Origin of the sequence: Streptomyces sp. NPDC059696 (assembly GCF_042733745.1) — a bacterium.
Lineage (GTDB): Bacteria > Actinomycetota > Actinomycetes > Streptomycetales > Streptomycetaceae > Streptomyces.
In genome coordinates this window covers 76,256-92,802 of sequence record NZ_JBHWFG010000026.1, presented here as the reverse complement: position 1 = coordinate 92,802, position 16,547 = coordinate 76,256, and the positions used below count along the sequence as shown (strand labels likewise).

The following is a 16,547-nucleotide window of genomic DNA, read 5'->3' as shown; positions in this document are numbered from 1 at the left end:
GCCGCTAGCCTTTCGATGTGCCCGCCCGTATCACCGATCCCGAACAGCTCAAGGAGCTCCTCGGCATCCCGTTCACCCCGGAGCAGACGGCCTGCATCACCGCGCCGCCCGCCCCACAGGTGATCGTCGCCGGAGCCGGCTCGGGCAAGACGACGGTGATGGCGGCCCGCGTGGTGTGGCTGGTCGGCACCGGCCAGGTCGCCCCCGAGCAGGTGCTCGGCCTCACCTTCACCAACAAGGCCGCCGCCGAACTCGCCGAGCGCGTCCGCAAGGCGCTCGTCAAGGCCGGCGTCACCGACCCGGACGCCATCGACCCGGACAACCCGCCGGGCGAGCCGGTGATCTCCACCTACCACGCCTTCGCGGGCCGTCTGCTGACCGACCACGGCCTGCGCATCGGTCTCGAGCCCACGTCCCGGCTGCTCGCCGACGCCACCCGCTTCCAGCTCGCCGCACGCGTCCTGCGCGAGGCCCCCGGGCCCTACCCGGCCCTGACCCGCTCCTTTCCCGACCTGGTCGGCGACCTCCTCGCCCTGGACGCCGAACTCGCCGAGCACCTCGTACGCCCCGAGGCCCTGCGCGCGTACGACGCCCGGCTGCTGCTGACCCTGCGGGGCGCCAAGCTCAGCAACGCCGATCTGCGCAAGGTCCCCGAAGCGGCCGCCGCCCGGCGGGAACTGGCCGAACTGGTCACCCGCTACCGGGCCGCCAAACGCGAGCGGGACCTGATCGACTTCGGTGACCAGATCGCCCTGTCGGCCCGCCTCGCCGGGATCCCCGAGGTGGGCCGCCTCCTGCGCGAGGAGTTCCGGGTGGTCCTGCTCGACGAGTACCAGGACACGTCCGTCGCCCAACGCGTCCTCCTGGCAGGCCTCTTCGGCGAGGGCACCGGCCACCCGGTCACCGCGGTCGGCGACCCCTGCCAGGCGATCTACGGCTGGCGCGGTGCCTCCGTCGCCAACCTCGACGACTTCCCCGAGCACTTCGCCCACGCCGACGGCCGCCCCGCGACCCGCCAGGCGCTCAGCGAGAACCGCCGCAGCGGCGGCCGCCTCCTCGACCTCGCCAACGGCCTCGCGGAACCCCTGCGCGCGCTGCACGCGGGCGTGGAGGCCCTCCGCCCCGCCCCCGGCGCCGAGCGCGACGGCACGGTCCGCTGTGCCCTGCTGCGCACCCACGCCGAGGAGATCGACTGGGCCGCCGACTCCGTCGCCCACCTCGTGCGGACCGGTACGGCACCGGGCGAGATCGCCGTCCTGTGCCGCACGGCCACCGATTTCGCGGAGATCCAGGGCGCCCTGGTCGCCCGGGACATCCCGGTCGAGGTCGTCGGCCTGTCCGGGCTGCTGCACCTGCCCGAGATCGCCGACCTCGTCGCCGTCTGCGAGGTCCTCCAGGACCCCGGCGCCAACGCCTCCCTGGTGCGCCTGCTCACCGGCCCCCGCTGGCGCATCGGCCCGCGCGACCTCGCCCTGCTGGGGCGGCGCGCACGGTTCCTCGTGGCCCACGCGCGCGTGGCGGACGACGACGACCAGGACCGCCGTCTCGCCGAGGCCGTCGAAGGGGTCGACCCCTCCGAGGTGATCTCCCTCGCCGACGCCCTCGACACGTTCCTGGAAACCCCGCTGGACGGCCGCGGGGACGACGACGGACTGCCGTTCTCGTCCGACGCGCGCGTGCGCTTCGCCCGGCTGGCCACCGAACTGCGCGAGCTGCGCCGCTCCCTGGCCGACCCGCTGATGGACGTCCTGCACCGCGTCCTCGCCGTCACCGGCCTGGAGGTGGAACTGTCGGCGTCCCCGCACGCCCTGGCCGCCCGCCGCCGCGAGACCCTGTCCAACTTCCTCGATGTCGCCGCCTCCTTCGCCGCCGGCGACCACGAGGCGACCCTGCTGGCCTTCCTCGGCTTCCTGCGCACCGCCGCCCAGTACGAGAAGGGGCTCGACAACGCCCTGCCCGGCGGGGAGAACACCGTCAAGGTGCTCACCGCGCACAAGTCCAAGGGCCTGGAGTGGGACGTCGTGGTCGTCCCCGGCCTGGTCACCGGCACTTTCCCCAGCAGCCAGGGCCGCGAGAAGTGGACCTCCCAGGGCAAGGTCCTGCCGCACGGGCTGCGCGGCGACGCCGACACCCTCCCCGACGTGGCCTCCTGGGACGCCAAGGGCCTGAAGGCCTTCCACGAGGCCATGAAGGACCACCAGCACACCGAGGAACTCCGCCTCGGTTACGTCACCTTCACCCGCCCACGCTCCCTCCTCCTGGGCTCCGGCCACTGGTGGGGTCCGACCCAGAAGAAGCGCCGCGGGCCGTCCGCGTTCCTCCAGGCTCTCTACGAGCACTGCGAGGCCGGGTACGGCGAGATCGAGGCCTGGGCGGACGAACCCGCCGAGGACGAGGAGAACCCGGCCCTGCACCGGGCGACGGCCGACCAGGTGTGGCCCCTGCCCCTGGACGAGGCGGCCCTGGCCCGCCGCCGCGCGGCCGCCGAGACCGTCCTGGCCCACCTGGCGGACCTGGCCTCCCAGGAGGACGGGCGTCCCGCGGCCACGCACGACCCGGACGCCGCCGACGACCCGGAGTGGCCGGCACCCCCCGAGGACGACGCGCCGGCCCACGAAGAGCCTCCGTACGACGCACCCGACCCGTACGACGCACCCGACCCGTTCGGCGAGCCCGACGCGTTCGGCGGGGACGCGTACGGAGAGCCCGACCCGTTCGACGATCCGGCCTCGCTCGGCGAGGGCCCGTTCGACGGTCCGGGTTCCTTCGGCGAGGAGCCCTTCGACGGTCCTGACCCGTACGGTGAGGACCCCTTCGACGAGGGCGGTTCCTTCGAGGAGGCCCCCCGCGAGAACGCCCACGACGCAGACCCGGCCGGTGGTGACGCCCGGGGCGCGACCCGCCCCACCGTCCCCCATCAGGCCGCCCCGCCGGAGCCCCAGGCCGCCCGCCCGCACCCCAGGACCCCCGGGCACCCGGCTCCCCGGAACCGGAGCCGGGACCATGAGCGCCTCACCCCGGAGGAGGCCCGTACCGTCGCCTCCTGGGACCGCGATCTCGACGCCCTCACCGGCGAGCTCCTGCGGGCCCGCGACGGCGTCACCGACGTCCCCCTCCCCGCGTCGCTGTCGGCCTCCCAGCTGCTGCGCCTCGCCGCCGACCCGGACGGCTTCGCCCAGGAGCTGGCGCGTCCCATGCCCCGCCCGCCCCAGCCCGCGGCCCGCCGCGGCACCCGCTTCCACGCCTGGGTGGAGGCCCGCTTCGAAGAGCTCATGCTGCCCCTGCTGGAGCCGGAGGAGCTGCCCGGCGGCGACGCCGAGATCGCCGACGAAAGGGACCTGGAAGCCCTCAAGGAAGCCTTCGAGCGCACCCCGTACGCGCACCGCACGCCCTACCGGGTGGAGGCCCCCTTCCAGCTCGAGATCGCCGGCCGGATCGTCCGGGGCCGCATCGACGCCGTCTACAAGGAGGGCGAAGGGCAGGACGCGACGTACGAGATCGTCGACTGGAAGACCAACCGCTCCCGTACCGCCGACCCGCTGCAGCTCGCCGTCTACCGCCTGGCCTGGGCCGAGCAGCGGGGCGTCCCGCCGGAGTCGGTCACGGCGGCATTCCTGTACGTGCGCAGCGGGGAGGTCGTCCGGCCCGAGCTGCCGGACCTCGCCGCCCTGGAGCGGCTGCTGCTGGAGGACCCGTCCGGCGGGGAGACCGGTGCGCGGAGGGGGGCGGAGGCCGGTGAGGAACCGCACTCCGAGGACGTCGGCGCGGGCCGATAGGCTCGTGACCATGAGCCAGACCCCGGACAGCGTCGTCCGTACGTACATCCAGCAGCACCGCGCCGCCTTCCTCGACGACCTCGCCGAGTGGCTGCGCATCCCGTCGGTGTCCGCCCAGCCGGACCACGCGCCCGACGTACGACGCAGCGCCGACTGGCTCGCCGCCAAGCTGAAGGAGACCGGATTCCCGACGGCCGAGGTCTGGCAGACCCCGGGCGCCCCCGCGGTCTTCGCCGAGTGGCCCTGCGACGATCCGCAGGCGCCCACGGTGCTGGTCTACGGCCACCATGACGTGCAGCCCGCCGCCCGCGAGGACGGCTGGGACAGCGAACCCTTCGAGCCGGTCGTGCGCGGGAACCGCCTCTACGCGCGCGGGGCGGCCGACGACAAGGGGCAGGTCTTCTTCCACACCCTCGGCGTGCGCGCCCACCTCGCCGCCACCGGCCGCACCACCCCGGCGGTGCACCTGAAGCTGCTGATCGAGGGCGAGGAGGAGTCCGGCTCCCCGCACTTCCGGGACCTGGTCGAGCAGTACGCCGAGCGGCTCGCCGCCGACGCCGTGATCGTCTCCGACACCGGCATGTGGGCGGAGGACACCCCCACGGTGTGCACCGGCATGCGCGGCCTCGCCGAGTGCGAGATACGCCTGCACGGCCCCGACCAGGACATCCACTCCGGCTCGTTCGGCGGCGCGGTGCCCAACCCGGCCACGGCCGCCGCCCGCCTGGTCGCCGCCCTGCACGACGAGCACGCGCGCGTGGCGATCCCCGGCTTCTACGACGGCGTCGTCGAACTCACCGACCGCGAGCGCGAGCTCCTCGCCGAGCTGCCCTTCGACGAGCAGCAGTGGCTGCGCACGGCCAAGTCGTACGCCGCCCAGGGGGAGGCCGGGTACACCACCCTGGAGCGGATCTGGGCCCGCCCCACCGCCGAGGTCAACGGCATCGGCGGCGGCTACCAGGGCCCCGGCAGCAAGACGATCATTCCCTCCTCCGCCCTGGTGAAGCTGTCCTTCCGCCTGGTGGCGGGCCAGGACCCCGGCCATGTCGAGAAGGCCGTCCGCGCCTGGGCGGAGCAGCAGGTGCCGCCCGGGATCCGCTGCGACATCACGTTCAGCGGGGCCACCCGCCCGTGCCTGACGCCGCTGGACCACCCCGCCCTCCGGTCGGTCACCCGCGCCATGGGCCGTGCCTTCGAGCAGCCGGTCCGCTTCACGCGCGAGGGCGGCTCCGGCCCGGCTGCCGACCTTCAGGACGTCCTCGGCGCCCCGGTGCTGTTCCTGGGCATCTCCGTCCCCTCCGACGGCTGGCACGCCCCGAACGAGAAAGTCGAGCTCGACCTGCTCCTCAAGGGCGTCGAGACCACCGCGTACCTGTGGGGTGACCTCGCCGAGAACTGGCGCCATGCGCCCTGAGCGCCCCGTTCCGGCCGGTCCGGTCAGGCGTGCGGGGCACACTGGAAGCGCCGCCCCGCACCGATCGAGCCCGCCGGACCCGGTCGCCGCCCGCCGTACGTCCCACTGAACCGCCCGCCGAACCCGACCGTTGCACCGGGGAGTTGGAAACACCCGTGACCACCTGGACCGACCACAACGCCGACCGCCCCATCTCGCTCACCGCCCCGAGCGGCATCGACCGGGCCGCCCACCACCGGCTCGACGAGGCCTGGCTCGCGGCGGCGTGGAGCCACCCGACGACGCGCTGCTTCGTGGTCTCCGGCGGACAGGTCCTCATCGACGAGACGGCCGACGGGCGCACCGAACTCGTCATGACCCCCTCCTTCGAGGCCCCCCTCACCGAGGCACACCGCTACTTCCTCGGCATCGACGAGGACGGCGTCAGCTACTTCGCCCTCCAGAAGGACGCCCTGCCCGGACGGATGGACCAGTCCGCGCGTCCGGCCGGCCTGCGCGAGGCGGGCGCACTGCTGTCGGCCCGCGACGTGGGCCTCATGGTGCACGCGGTGGGCCTGGAGAACTGGCAGCGCACGCACCGCTTCTGCTCGCGCTGCGGCGAGCGCACCGTCATCGCCGCCGCCGGGCACATCCGCCGCTGCCCGGCCTGCGGCGCGGAGCACTACCCGCGCACGGACCCTGCCGTGATCATGGCCGTGACCGACGAGGACGACCGCCTCCTGCTCGGCCGCCAGGTCCACTGGCCCGAGGGCCGCTTCTCGACGCTGGCGGGCTTCGTCGAGCCCGGCGAGTCCATCGAGCAGTCGGTGCGGCGCGAGGTCCTCGAGGAGGTCGGCGTCAGCGTCGGCCAGGTCGAGTACGTCGCCAGCCAGCCCTGGCCCTTCCCGTCCAGCCTCATGCTGGGCTTCATGGCCCACGCCACCTCCACCGAGATCGAGGTCGACGGCGACGAGATCCACGAGGCCCGCTGGTTCTCCCGCGAGGAGCTGCACGCCGCCTTCGAGTCGGGCGAGGTGCTCCCGCCCTACGGCATCTCCATCGCGGCCCGCCTGATCGAACTCTGGTACGGCAAGCCGCTCCCTACGCGGAGTGTCATCTGACCGCGGCCGCGAAGGACCGTGGTGAGGGCCGGACGCGAGAAGGCGGCCCCTGAGCTGTCTCAGGGGCCGCCTTCCGCGCACGGGTGCACGGCGACTAGGCGCCGATCTTCTGCTTCACCTGGGCAAGCGAGGGGTTGGTGAGCGTCGAGCCGTCCGCGAACAGAACGGTGGGCACCGTCTGGTTTCCGCCATTCGCCTTCTCGACGAACGCCGCGGACTCCGGGTCCTGCTCGATGTTGATCTCGGTGTACGCGATGCCCTCGCGGTCCATCTGGCTCTTCAGCCGGCGGCAGTAGCCGCACCACGTGGTGCTGTACATCGTCACAGTGCCCAGCATGTCTCTCGTGCTCCTCAGGTGGCTCGGGGTGGGTGCTCGCAGTGACAGAACGTATGGGAAGGGTCCGCCATTCCCGGACACGGGGCCCGGCCCGACGTGACGCCTGCCGCATTCGTACGACTATCAGTGCCCGCCTGTGGACAACCGACGCTGCCGTCTCGCGCGACCTGGCAGCATGGCCGTGTGACAGCAGCAACGCACTCCACCCTGTTCCCGCAGGTACCGGACTCCGCCGACGCCGTGCTCGAGGGGCTCGACCCCGAGCAGCGCGAGGTGGCCACGGCCCTGCACGGTCCGGTGTGCGTCCTGGCGGGCGCGGGCACGGGCAAGACCCGGGCGATCACCCACCGCATCGCCTACGGAGTACGCGCAGGCATCCTGCACCCGTCCAGCGTCCTCGCCGTCACCTTCACCAACCGTGCCGCCGGAGAGATGCGCGGCCGGCTGCGCCAGCTCGGCGCGGCCGGCGTCCAGGCCCGTACGTTCCACTCGGCCGCCCTGCGCCAGCTCCAGTACTTCTGGCCGAAAGCGGTCGGCGGCTCCATGCCCCGGCTCGTCGACCGCAAGATCCAGCTCGTCGCCGACGCTGCGGCCGCCTGCCGCATCCGGCTCGACCGCGGCGAGCTGCGGGACGTCACCGCCGAGATCGAATGGTCCAAGGTCACCCAGACCGTCCCCGCCGACTACGCGCCCGCCGCCGCCAAGGCGGGCCGCGAGTCCCCTCGCGACCCGGCCGAGATCGCCCAGCTCTACGCCGCCTACGAGGACGTCAAGCGCGAGCGGTCCGTCATCGACTTCGAGGACGTGCTGCTGCTGACCGTGGCCGTCCTGCAGGACCGTCACGACATCGCGGAGCAGATCCGCGCCCAGTACCAGCACTTCGTGGTCGACGAGTACCAGGACGTCAGCCCCCTCCAGCAGCGTCTGCTGGAACTGTGGCTGGGGGAACGGGACAGCCTGTGCGTGGTCGGGGACGCCAGCCAGACGATCTACTCGTTCACCGGAGCCACCCCGGACCACCTGCTCGACTTCCGCACCCGCCACCCCGGTGCCACCGTCGTCAAGCTCGTCCGTGACTACCGCTCCACCCCGCAGGTCGTCCACCTCGCCAACGGCCTCCTCGCCCAGGCCCGGGGCCGGGCCGCCGACCACCGTCTGGAGCTCGTCTCCCAGCGCGCCGCGGGACCCGAGCCGGTCTACACCGAGTACACCGACGAGCCCGCCGAGGCGGAAGGCGCGGCCCGCCGCATCCGCGAACTCATCGACTCGGGGGTCCCGGCCTCCGAGATCGCCATCCTGTTCCGGACGAACGCCCAGTCCGAGACCTACGAGCAGGCCCTCGCCGACGCCGCCGTGCCCTACCAGCTGCGCGGCGCCGAGCGGTTCTTCGACCGCCCCGAGGTGCGCAAGGCGGGCATCGCCCTGCGCGGCGCGGCTCGCTTCGGCGGCAACGACTCTCTTCTCGACGACGCCGTCGACCTCCCTTCCCAGGTACGTGCCGTGCTGTCGGGAGAGGGCTGGACGAGCCAGCCACCGGCAGGCTCGGGCGCGGTCAGGGAACGCTGGGAGTCCCTGGCCGCCCTGGTGCACCTCGCCCAGGACTTCGCCGCCGCCAAGCCGGGCGCCACCCTGGCGGACCTCGTCGCCGAACTCGACGAACGGGCCAATGCCCAGCACGCCCCCACCGTGCAGGGCGTCACCCTCGCCTCCCTGCACTCGGCCAAGGGTCTGGAGTGGGACGTCGTCTTCCTGGTGGGCGTGGCCGAGGGCATGATGCCGATCACCTACGCGAAGACCGACGAGCAGATCGAGGAGGAGCGCCGCCTGCTGTATGTCGGTGTCACCCGCGCGCGCGAGCGCCTCCATGTCTCCTGGGCGCTCTCCCGCTCACCCGGGGGCCGCCCCAATCGCCGTCCGAGCCGATTCCTCGACGGACTGCGTCCTGGTTCGACACCGACCATGGGGCGCGCCACAGCCGGCGGGGCGGGCGGCATCGAGCGCGGAATTCCCGGAACCAGGGGTTCCGCCCCGAGGAGGGTGCAGCGAGTTCCCGCCCGCTGCCGGGTCTGCGGCCGCACGCTGACCGACGCCGGCGAGATGAAGCTGATGCGCTGCGACGACTGCCCCTCCGACATGAACGAGGGACTGTTCGAGCGGCTGCGGGAGTGGCGCGCCGACCAGGCGCGCAGCAGCGGCCAGCCCGCCTTTTGCGTGTTCACGGACAGGACTCTGATGGCCATCGCCGAGTCCGCCCCCGACGACGAGCGCGAGCTCGCCCGCATCCCGGGCGTGGGGATGCGCAAGCTCACCCGTTACGGGGCCGACGTACTGGCCATCTGCGCAGGCCAGTCAGGCGCGGGGAGCACGGATCGGGACTGACACGAACTCGTCGAAAAAATAGTTTGCGCATGCCCCAGCAATCCCCATAGGTTCTTAGGCACGAGAGCAGCGGCCTTCTCGGAGGCCCTGATTCCGTGTTGTACTTGCATATCCGTCGGACTGGTTCATCCAGTCCCCCGAGACGCCGAGAGGAGGCGAGTCCAGTGATCAGCATCAACACCAGCTCCGTCAGCACCGTGAAAATGACCGATCGCTCGGCCGTCTCCGCGTGCATGCTCGGCGTTTCGAACCTGGGCACCGGTCTGTCCGGCATTCGTGCCGTCCGTCCGGCGTCCTCCTCCGTTGCTCCCGCGGGCCTTCCCGTTCGTGAGCGCAATGAGCGACCGACCAAGGCACTGGAAGCGGCAGTAGCGGCACAGGCACAGGCCTATGCCTTTACGGCGACCGGTGCCGGATTCCGGAAGCAGACGACGCAGCACCACCAGATGTGGGCCTTCCGTGGGCCAGAACCCTGGAGTGATCCAGCCTGATCATCGATCAGGCCGGCGCCTTCAGGGCCGCGGAACCCCATCCGGGATCCGCGGCCCTTCTGTTTGTCCCTGAACAGGGATGACAGACCGAAGGAGCCTCGGGACAAGAAAAGAACCCGGTACCACCACCCTTCGGCCAACAGGCCGGCACGAGCAGACGAGGAAGACGAACCGTGCAACTCGAAGCGCACGCCCCGTCCGTACCGCCTTCCGACACGATCCCCAAGCCCGGCTCCACGGAGGACCCCGCCTTGACCCCGCTCACCGCGCTCACCGCGCTCGACGACGCCATCGAGAACCTCGGCGTACCCGTCCCGTGCCGTTCCTACGACCCGGAGGTCTTCTTCGCCGAGTCGCCCGCGGACGTCGAGTACGCCAAGTCCCTCTGCCGCACCTGCCCGCTGGTCGAGGCCTGCCTCGCCGGCGCCAAGGAGCGGCGTGAGCCCTGGGGCGTCTGGGGTGGCGAGCTGTTCGTCCAGGGTGTCGTCGTCGCCCGGAAGCGGCCGCGTGGCCGCCCGCGCAAGAACCCGGTCACGGCATGAACACCGCAGGAACGATCGACCGCCCCCTCACGCACGACCCCCAGAAGCAGGCCCCGATGAAGCCGTCCACGTACGAGCCCGCCGGCTCCGCAACCCAAGACTTCACCATCAGCGGCGCGAAGGACTCGCGTCAGAACAGGACCCGAGAGATGCAACTCATTCCAGAAGCCATGGCTCGCGCGCATATGCGCGAGCGACTGCAGGAGGCGGAGAGGGACCGCCTGGCCGTGCGCCTGGTGGCCGCCCGCCGCATGCAGCGCAGGGCGGAGCGCGCCTCGCTGCGTGCCCGCCGCGCGCTCGCCATGGCGGTCATGCAGTAATCCGCCGCACTGAAGCGGGGCTGCCCGGCCCGGACGCCGGGCTGCCGCCGCCGAACTCTCACCGCGGGGGCCGGTCCGTACCGAACGGGCCGGTCCCCGCGGCGCGTTGAGTAGCGCATGAGCGCATGAGGGACGCGTCGCGTTGTACCGACCGGTGGACGCAGCACTTCCGTCGAACCGGGGCGCCGCTCGCCGGGGAAGGGTCGACCGGTACCGCACCGTGAGACCAGGGGCGGGCGTGGGCCCACGCCGCAGCGGTGCGACGAGGGAGCGCGGGCGTTGTGCCCGGCGTGTCGCCGGGCACGGAGCTATCGTCGCCGGATGACGCGCGTCCCTCAGGAGGCAGTGATGACGAGCGCTTCAGAAGGCGGTGACGACGGGTCCGCCGCGAAGCCGCGGCGCTTCGTCTGTGCCCGCTGTGGCACCTCGGCCGAGGTCCTGACCGAAGGTCCGCCCCTCACCTGGACCTACTCCCTGGAGGACGGCGCACCTCGCCACTTCTGCGAAGCCTGCTCCCGGGAGAACCTCCGGTCCATCGAGGGGCGCCTGGACTCCGGCTGGTGGTGAACCCCACGACCTGGGCTCACGCCTGCGCCACTGCCTCCTCGCCATCGGCCGGGTCCTCCGGAACGAACCCCGGCAGCCACTCCTCCAGTTCCTCGCGGAGCCGCACCGCCGCCCCCAGCTGGCACAGCACGCCGATCGTGCTCAGCGTCACACGGTGGATCAGCAGATAGGACGGAGGCAGGTTGAGCCGCTTGCCGAGCTGGTAGGCAGGGGAGCGGGGGTCGGCGACCCGTGCCGCCTGGCTGCGCATCCAGCCCCGCGTGAAGGTGAACTCCTCGACCTGGGCCGGCTCGATGATCGGCAGCAGGTAGTCCATGACGGCGTCCGGGTCCAGCTCTATGGTCTCCTTGACGAACCCCTCCGCGCAGAGGAGCTCGTAGACCGCCTCGGCCTCCCCGTCGAGGGTCATCCGCAGTGACTCGCCGATGGTGGCCGGCAGGCCCCCGGGGAGCCGGTCGACCGTGCCGAAGTCCAGCACGCCGAGGCGCCAGTCGTCCTCACCGTCCGGGCCACCGGGCAGGAGCCGGAAGTTGCCCGGGTGGGGATCGGCGTGCAGCAGCCCTGTGCGGGCGGGGCCGGAGAACAGGAACCGGGCCAGGAGCTGACCGGCACGGTCGCGTTGCTGCTGGGTGCCGTCCGAGATGATCTCCGACAGCGGGATGCCGTCGATCCACTCGGTCACCAGGACCTGGTCCGACTGATGGACCACCTGCGGCACGAGCACGTCCGGGTCGTCCGCGAACTCCTCCGCGTGGGCCTGCTGGGCCTGGGCCTCCAGGCCGTAGTCCAGCTCCTCCGAGACGCGGTCCTTCAGCTCCGCGATCAACGGCTTGATGTCCATGCCGGGGATCAGGGGGCCGAGCAGGCGCGAGAAGCGACTCAGCTGGTTCAGGTCCGACAGCAGGGCCTCGCCCGCGCCCGGGTACTGCACCTTGACCGCCACCTCGCGGCCGTCGTGCCACACCCCCCGGTGGACCTGGCCGATCGAGGCCGCGGCGGCGGGCTTGTCCTCGAACTCCAGGAACAGCTCCTGCCAGCCCTCGCCGAGCCGCTCCTCCAGCACTGTGTGCACGGTCCGGGTCGGCATGGGCGGCGCCGCCTCCTGGAGCTTGGTCAGCGCGGCCCGGTAAGGGCCGGCCACCTCCTCCGGCAGCGCCGACTCGAAGACGGACAGCGCCTGGCCGAACTTCATCGCACCGCCCTTGAGCTCACCGAGCACCTTGAACAGCTGCTCCGCCGTGCGCTGTTGCAGTTCGCGGCCGACGAGCTCGGCGGACTCGCCGACGATCCGCTTGCCGAATCCCCAGGTCGCCCGCCCGGCGATGCCGAGCGGGAGCGCGGCGAGCTTGGCGGTCCGGGTAACCGCCTTCCGGGGAAGATCAGACATGCGCCCTCCAAGTCCCAGCCGGCCGCTCCGCCTCTGCCTCACGGCACTGCTCCGACGGCCGTTGCACAGCCATTGTCTCGTGCGACCCCCCGTCCTCCGAGAGGTGCTCCCCATTTCCTCTCTCCGCAGCTGCACACGAGCACCCCGGATGCGCCCGGAGCGGCCGCGCACGCCAGTCCAGACCAGGGACGGAGCACTCCCAGCGTGCCCCGGCGCTGGAGGGGACCCGGTCGTCGAGGAAAGCGAGCGCATGGGCGGCCGCCAGCCCGGCCACGGTCGTAGCCAGTGTCAGATCACATGGCCGGACCTGCCGCTGCCTGCCGGAGCGCCACTGGGCGACCAGACGCGGCCAGGCCGGGTCGAGATCGGTACGGCCCTCGTGGAGACATCCCGCACACCCCGTCTCGCCGGGCAGGACGAGAGGACCGACGACGCCGGTGCCCTCCACGACCCCGGCGTACAGATGGGGCGTCCCGGCTGCCATCAGCGGCTCGGCGGCGGCCGGGTCCGGCGCGTACACGGCGACATCGTCCCGGGGCGCGAGAACGACAAGGGAGAATCCCGGCTCGTCTTCCTCGGAGGACCCCACTGCCGTCGTGCGGCGCGGCGGCCGGTCCGGGGCCGCTCTGCGCACGGCGCGGCGGGCCGATTCGTCCCTGCGGTCGCCGACGGCGTCCACCGGATGGCCGCCCGGCGCGACGTCCCACGGCTCCACGCAGCCCCCGTCCATCACGTCCACCCGGCCCACGCCCGCGCCGGCCAGCAGCGAGGCCAGCACGGCACCCACCCGGCCCGCCCCTCGGACCTGCACGCGCTGCGAGCGCCGCGCGGCCAGCCGCCCCATGGCTTCGCCCGGGGCCGAGGTCGTCAGGGAGAGGGAGGCCAGATCGGGACGCAGCCGGTCGAGGACGCCCTTCTTCTTCCGCAGGGCGTCGGCGGCGGGCCCGCCCCCGCGGGCGTCGTCCAGCAGCCCGGCCCGCGCGAGCCCCTGCACCAGTCTGTCGACATGACCGTCGGGCAGGTCCATGCGGCGACCCTCCTCGCGCAGCAGCTCAAGCCCGCGCGTGCCGTTCAGCAGGTCCAGGAAGCTGCCCGACGCCAGGTCCATCGGGCCGAGCGTCATCGCGTGTGCCGGTGCCATCCCGAATTGCACGGTCTTCAGGTCGCGCCAGCCGCGCTTGAGCGCGGGTTTCACCATCGGATGCATGACAGGCCCCCGTATGCCGTAGATCGTCCCCGTATGCCGACGGTCGCGATCGCGGGCACGGCCCCTGGTCCTTGGACCGGCCCCGCCGTCGCTTCGCCGACGAGATCCAGCATGCCCAACCCCGCCGCGCGCTGCTGAAAGTTGTCCACAGGTGTGGGGTATTCGTCGTACTGGTCGTACTCGTCGTACCGCTCGCGGGGCCAGGTCGAAAGCGTGCCGGGGCCAGGTCGAAAACGTGCCGGGGCCCGGCCGCACGGATCCGCCGCCCGGCGGCCTGGATCCGACATCCAGTAACCGGGATACGGCGTCCGGCGGCACGGATCCGGCGCTCGTGCCGCACGGACCCCCTCGTGCCGTACGGACCCGTCCGCGCCGTACGGACCCCGGGGGGCGTCCACGCCCGCTCCAACACACCAGCTCATGCGCGTCAGCCGGTACTCACCGGCCCCTACACGCCAGGTCGTACAAATCCGGCGGCCGGGCGGGAGTGGCGGCACCGAACCGTCCAGGAGTCGGGACTTCCCCGTGTGCAGCGGGTAACGTCGGGGCGTGCCCGCCGACCCACTGCACCGCGCCGGAACCGCACAGCGCAGCACGACGAGCCAGCCGCCGAGCGGCTCGAGGGCGAGCGCGATCGAGGTCCGCAGGAGTACCCGCCGACGCAGAACGGTCTCCGCGTACCGCGAGGGCGATCGCACCGTGGTGCTCATCCCCGCCCGGATGTCCGAGGCGGAGGAGCAGCGCTGGGTGACCGTCATGCTCGACAAACTGGCCGCCCAGGAGAGCAAGCGAGCCCTCGGCGACGCCGAGCTGGCCGAGCGGGCCCGGCGTCTTTCGGACCAGTACTTCGACGGCCGGGCCCGGCCCGCGTCGGTGCGCTGGGTGACCAACCAGAACACGCGCTGGGGCTCCTGCACCCCCTCCGAGGGCAGCATCCGCCTCTCGCACCGCCTCCAGGGGATGCCCGAGTACGTCGTCGACTACGTCCTCGTCCACGAACTCGCGCATCTGCTCGTTCCCGGACACGGGCCTCGCTTCTGGGAACTCCTCAAGGCCTATCCGCGTACGGAACGGGCCCGGGGATACCTCGAAGGCGTGGTCGCCGCCGAGCGGTTGCCCCATGTGCCCGGCGCGCGGGGCGGGGCCCCCGCCGGGTGACCGACCGCTTTCCGCGAGCGAACAGCCGATACGGCCGTGCGGACGTTGTGTACCGGCTCTGTACCGACCTCGTCCGGTGTCCGAGTTTGCCGTTAGCCTGGCGCGACGCACTCACGTTCTGGATGGGGGACGGTCGTTACGCATGGCCAGGGAATTCCAACGCGGCCACAAGGCCAGGATCAGTGACCTCACCGCGGGCACGGATCTGTACGTAGGTGTACAGATCACCGGCCCCGGACTGACCTTCGACATCAGCTGCTTCGGCCTCGACGCCGACGAACGGCTCTCGGACGACCGGTACTTCGTCTTCTTCAACCAGCCGAAGTCCCCCGAGGAGTCCATTCAGCTCCTGGGTGCCCAGGCGGGCGACACGGAGTCCTTCCGGGTGACGCTCGACCGGATCCCGTCGCAGATCCAGAAGCTGTCCTTCACGGCGACGATCGACGGCGCCGGACAGATGTCGCAGATCGCCTCCGGGTACATCCGCATCGTCGCGGGCGGCGAGGAGGTGGCGCGCTACTCCTTCAACGGCTCGGAGTTCTCCACCGAACGGGCCGTGATGCTGGGCGACTTCTACCTCAAGGACGTCTGGCGGTTCGCCGCCGTCGGCCAGGGCTTCGACGGGGGCCTCGACGCGCTGCTGAAGAACTTCGGCGGCGAGGTCGCCGAGGAGGAGGCACCGGCTCCCGCCCCGCAGCAGCCGCAGGCCGGTGCCGCACCCGGCTTCGCCCCGCCCGCGTTCGGCGTCCCGGCCGCTCCGGAACCCACCGCGCCTCCCGCCCGGCCGGCACCCCCGGCCCCCACGCCCCAGCCCGCCGCGCAGGGCTTCGCACCGCCGCCCGGCCACACGCCGCCCCCGGCGCCCGCACCCCAGGTGCACGCCGCCCCGACCATCGTCGCGCCCCTGCACACGCCGCCCGGCGGCTCTCCGGTGCCGCCTCCGGCCCCGGCGCCCGCACCGTACGGCCAGCCGGGCCAGCAGCCGCCGCACCACGGCCAGGTCCCCGGCCAGACCGCCCCGCCGCCTCCCGGCTACGGCCAGCCCCAGGCGCCGCACGCCCCGGCTCCGCCCCCCGGCTACGGCCAGCCCACACCGCCCCCGGGCTACGGCCAGCCCACACCTTCGCCCGGCTACGGCCAGCAGCCGCCCTACGGACAGGCACCCCACGCCGCCCCCCAGGGCGCTCCGCAAGGCGCCCCCCAGGGTCCCGGAGTGTCCGCCGCGCTCCAGCAGTTCAAGGAGACCCCCACCGGGCAGCGCTGGACGCAGCAGAACAAGAAGCTCGTCCGCGTCGATCTCGGCATCGGCGGACAGCCGGTGCTGGCCCGGCAGGGCAGCATGGTGCTCTACCAGGGCAAGGTCGACTTCAGCTACAAGGGCGCCGGGTTCTCCGGCCGGATCGTGGGCAACGCGACCGGCCAGGAGATGCAGCTGATGCGCTGCACGGGGCAGGGGCAGGTGTTCCTCGCCGAGAACTCGACCATGCTGCACCCCCTCGAACTGCAGGGCGACGCCGTCTGCGTGTCGGCCGAGAACGTCCTCGCCTTCGACGAGAGCCTCACCTACGAGGTGCGACGCATCGAGGGCCACGGCATCCCCGGCGGAGCGCTGTTCACCATGCAGTTCCAGGGCACCGGCACCATCGTCGTCAAGACGCACGGCACGCCCGTGGTCCTGCCCGTCACGCCCACCACGTTCGCCGACTGCAACGCCGTGGTCGCCTGGTCGGCCGCCGCCCAGGTCGTCGTCTCCAGCCAGGTGCGCATGCGCCGCAACGCCTACCCCGGTGACACGGGGGAGAGCGTCAACCTCCAGTTCCGGGGAGCGCCCGGCAACTTCATCGTCGTCCAGCCGTACGAGGTCTGAGG

General features: G+C 72.4%; 13 protein-coding genes. 10 read left to right on the top strand and 3 right to left on the bottom strand.

Annotation, left to right across the window (positions count from 1 at the left end; all coding sequences use genetic code 11):
* Positions 1-17: 17 nt before the first annotated feature.
* The 3 genes from ACFV20_RS26225 to nudC all read left to right on the top strand — a co-directional run bounded on the left by ACFV20_RS26225 (position 18) and on the right by nudC (position 6,290).
* On the top strand, positions 18-3,776 hold the full coding sequence (locus ACFV20_RS26225) for a UvrD-helicase domain-containing protein (RefSeq protein WP_385660260.1): 3,759 nt from the start codon (positions 18-20) through the stop codon (positions 3,774-3,776).
* A 10-nt stretch (positions 3,777-3,786) separates the two neighbouring features.
* A complete protein-coding gene (locus ACFV20_RS26220; RefSeq protein ID WP_385660258.1) occupies positions 3,787-5,190 on the top strand; it encodes a dipeptidase in 1,404 nt (467 codons plus the stop codon).
* 155 nt (positions 5,191-5,345) lie between these two features.
* A complete protein-coding gene (nudC, locus tag ACFV20_RS26215) occupies positions 5,346-6,290 on the top strand; it encodes an NAD(+) diphosphatase (RefSeq protein WP_385660256.1) in 945 nt (314 codons plus the stop codon).
* Positions 6,291-6,384: 94 nt separating this feature from the next.
* Here the strand turns inward: nudC and ACFV20_RS26210 are convergent, their stop codons facing one another.
* Positions 6,385-6,627, bottom strand: a complete 243-nt coding sequence (locus tag ACFV20_RS26210; protein ID WP_385660254.1) for a mycoredoxin — start codon at positions 6,625-6,627, stop codon at positions 6,385-6,387.
* 183 nt (positions 6,628-6,810) lie between these two features.
* On the opposite strand from ACFV20_RS26210, the gene ACFV20_RS26205 reads away from it, so the two are divergent.
* The 5 genes from ACFV20_RS26205 (at position 6,811) to ACFV20_RS26185 (ending at position 10,926) form a co-directional block, all read left to right on the top strand.
* A complete protein-coding gene (locus tag ACFV20_RS26205; RefSeq protein WP_385660252.1) occupies positions 6,811-9,006 on the top strand; it encodes an ATP-dependent DNA helicase UvrD2 in 2,196 nt (731 codons plus the stop codon).
* Between the two features lie 164 nt (positions 9,007-9,170).
* Positions 9,171-9,497: a hypothetical protein gene (locus ACFV20_RS26200; RefSeq protein WP_385660250.1), complete on the top strand. Its 327-nt coding sequence runs from the start codon at positions 9,171-9,173 to the stop codon at positions 9,495-9,497.
* 173 nt (positions 9,498-9,670) lie between these two features.
* The gene (locus ACFV20_RS26195; protein ID WP_033313877.1) at positions 9,671-10,039 is read left to right on the top strand and encodes a WhiB family transcriptional regulator; all 369 of its coding nucleotides are present in this window, start codon (positions 9,671-9,673) and stop codon (positions 10,037-10,039) included.
* Positions 10,036-10,359 (top strand): hypothetical protein, encoded by a 324-nt coding sequence (locus ACFV20_RS26190; RefSeq protein ID WP_234850635.1) that lies wholly within the window; start codon positions 10,036-10,038, stop codon positions 10,357-10,359. Before ACFV20_RS26195 ends, ACFV20_RS26190 begins: the two co-directional genes overlap by 4 nt.
* Before the next feature lie 348 nt (positions 10,360-10,707).
* Positions 10,708-10,926, top strand: coding sequence for a hypothetical protein (locus ACFV20_RS26185; protein ID WP_385660247.1), 219 nt, complete (start codon positions 10,708-10,710; stop codon positions 10,924-10,926).
* Positions 10,927-10,942: 16 nt separating this feature from the next.
* On the opposite strand, the gene ACFV20_RS26180 is transcribed toward ACFV20_RS26185, so the two are convergent.
* Together ACFV20_RS26180 and ACFV20_RS26175 are read right to left on the bottom strand one after the other, a co-directional pair.
* The gene (locus ACFV20_RS26180) at positions 10,943-12,313 is read right to left on the bottom strand and encodes an ABC1 kinase family protein (RefSeq protein ID WP_385660245.1); all 1,371 of its coding nucleotides are present in this window, start codon (positions 12,311-12,313) and stop codon (positions 10,943-10,945) included.
* Positions 12,306-13,520 (bottom strand): ThiF family adenylyltransferase, encoded by a 1,215-nt coding sequence (locus ACFV20_RS26175; protein ID WP_385660243.1) that lies wholly within the window; start codon positions 13,518-13,520, stop codon positions 12,306-12,308. Before ACFV20_RS26175 ends, ACFV20_RS26180 begins: the two co-directional genes overlap by 8 nt.
* Positions 13,521-14,069: 549 nt before the next feature.
* Between ACFV20_RS26175 and ACFV20_RS26170 the strand changes: the two genes are divergently transcribed.
* Both ACFV20_RS26170 and ACFV20_RS26165 read left to right on the top strand, forming a co-directional pair.
* Positions 14,070-14,678, top strand: a complete 609-nt coding sequence (locus ACFV20_RS26170; RefSeq protein ID WP_385660241.1) for a M48 family metallopeptidase — start codon at positions 14,070-14,072, stop codon at positions 14,676-14,678.
* Between the two features lie 142 nt (positions 14,679-14,820).
* Positions 14,821-16,545: a TerD family protein gene (locus ACFV20_RS26165; RefSeq protein WP_385660239.1), complete on the top strand. Its 1,725-nt coding sequence runs from the start codon at positions 14,821-14,823 to the stop codon at positions 16,543-16,545.
* Positions 16,546-16,547 lie beyond the last annotated feature (2 nt).

Bases quoted from the DNA above. Each gene is read 5' to 3' on its own strand.
- ACFV20_RS26220 (WP_385660258.1), top strand. From the start codon at position 3,787: ATGAGCCAGACCCCGGACAGCGTCGTCCGTACGTACATCCAGCAGCAC.
- ACFV20_RS26210 (WP_385660254.1), bottom strand. From the start codon at position 6,627: ATGCTGGGCACTGTGACGATGTACAGCACCACGTGGTGCGGCTACTGC.
- ACFV20_RS26190 (WP_234850635.1), top strand. From the start codon at position 10,036: ATGAACACCGCAGGAACGATCGACCGCCCCCTCACGCACGACCCCCAG.
- ACFV20_RS26185 (WP_385660247.1), top strand. From the start codon at position 10,708: ATGACGAGCGCTTCAGAAGGCGGTGACGACGGGTCCGCCGCGAAGCCG.
- ACFV20_RS26180 (WP_385660245.1), bottom strand. From the start codon at position 12,313: ATGTCTGATCTTCCCCGGAAGGCGGTTACCCGGACCGCCAAGCTCGCC.
- ACFV20_RS26175 (WP_385660243.1), bottom strand. From the start codon at position 13,520: ATGCATCCGATGGTGAAACCCGCGCTCAAGCGCGGCTGGCGCGACCTG.
- ACFV20_RS26165 (WP_385660239.1), top strand. From the start codon at position 14,821: ATGGCCAGGGAATTCCAACGCGGCCACAAGGCCAGGATCAGTGACCTC.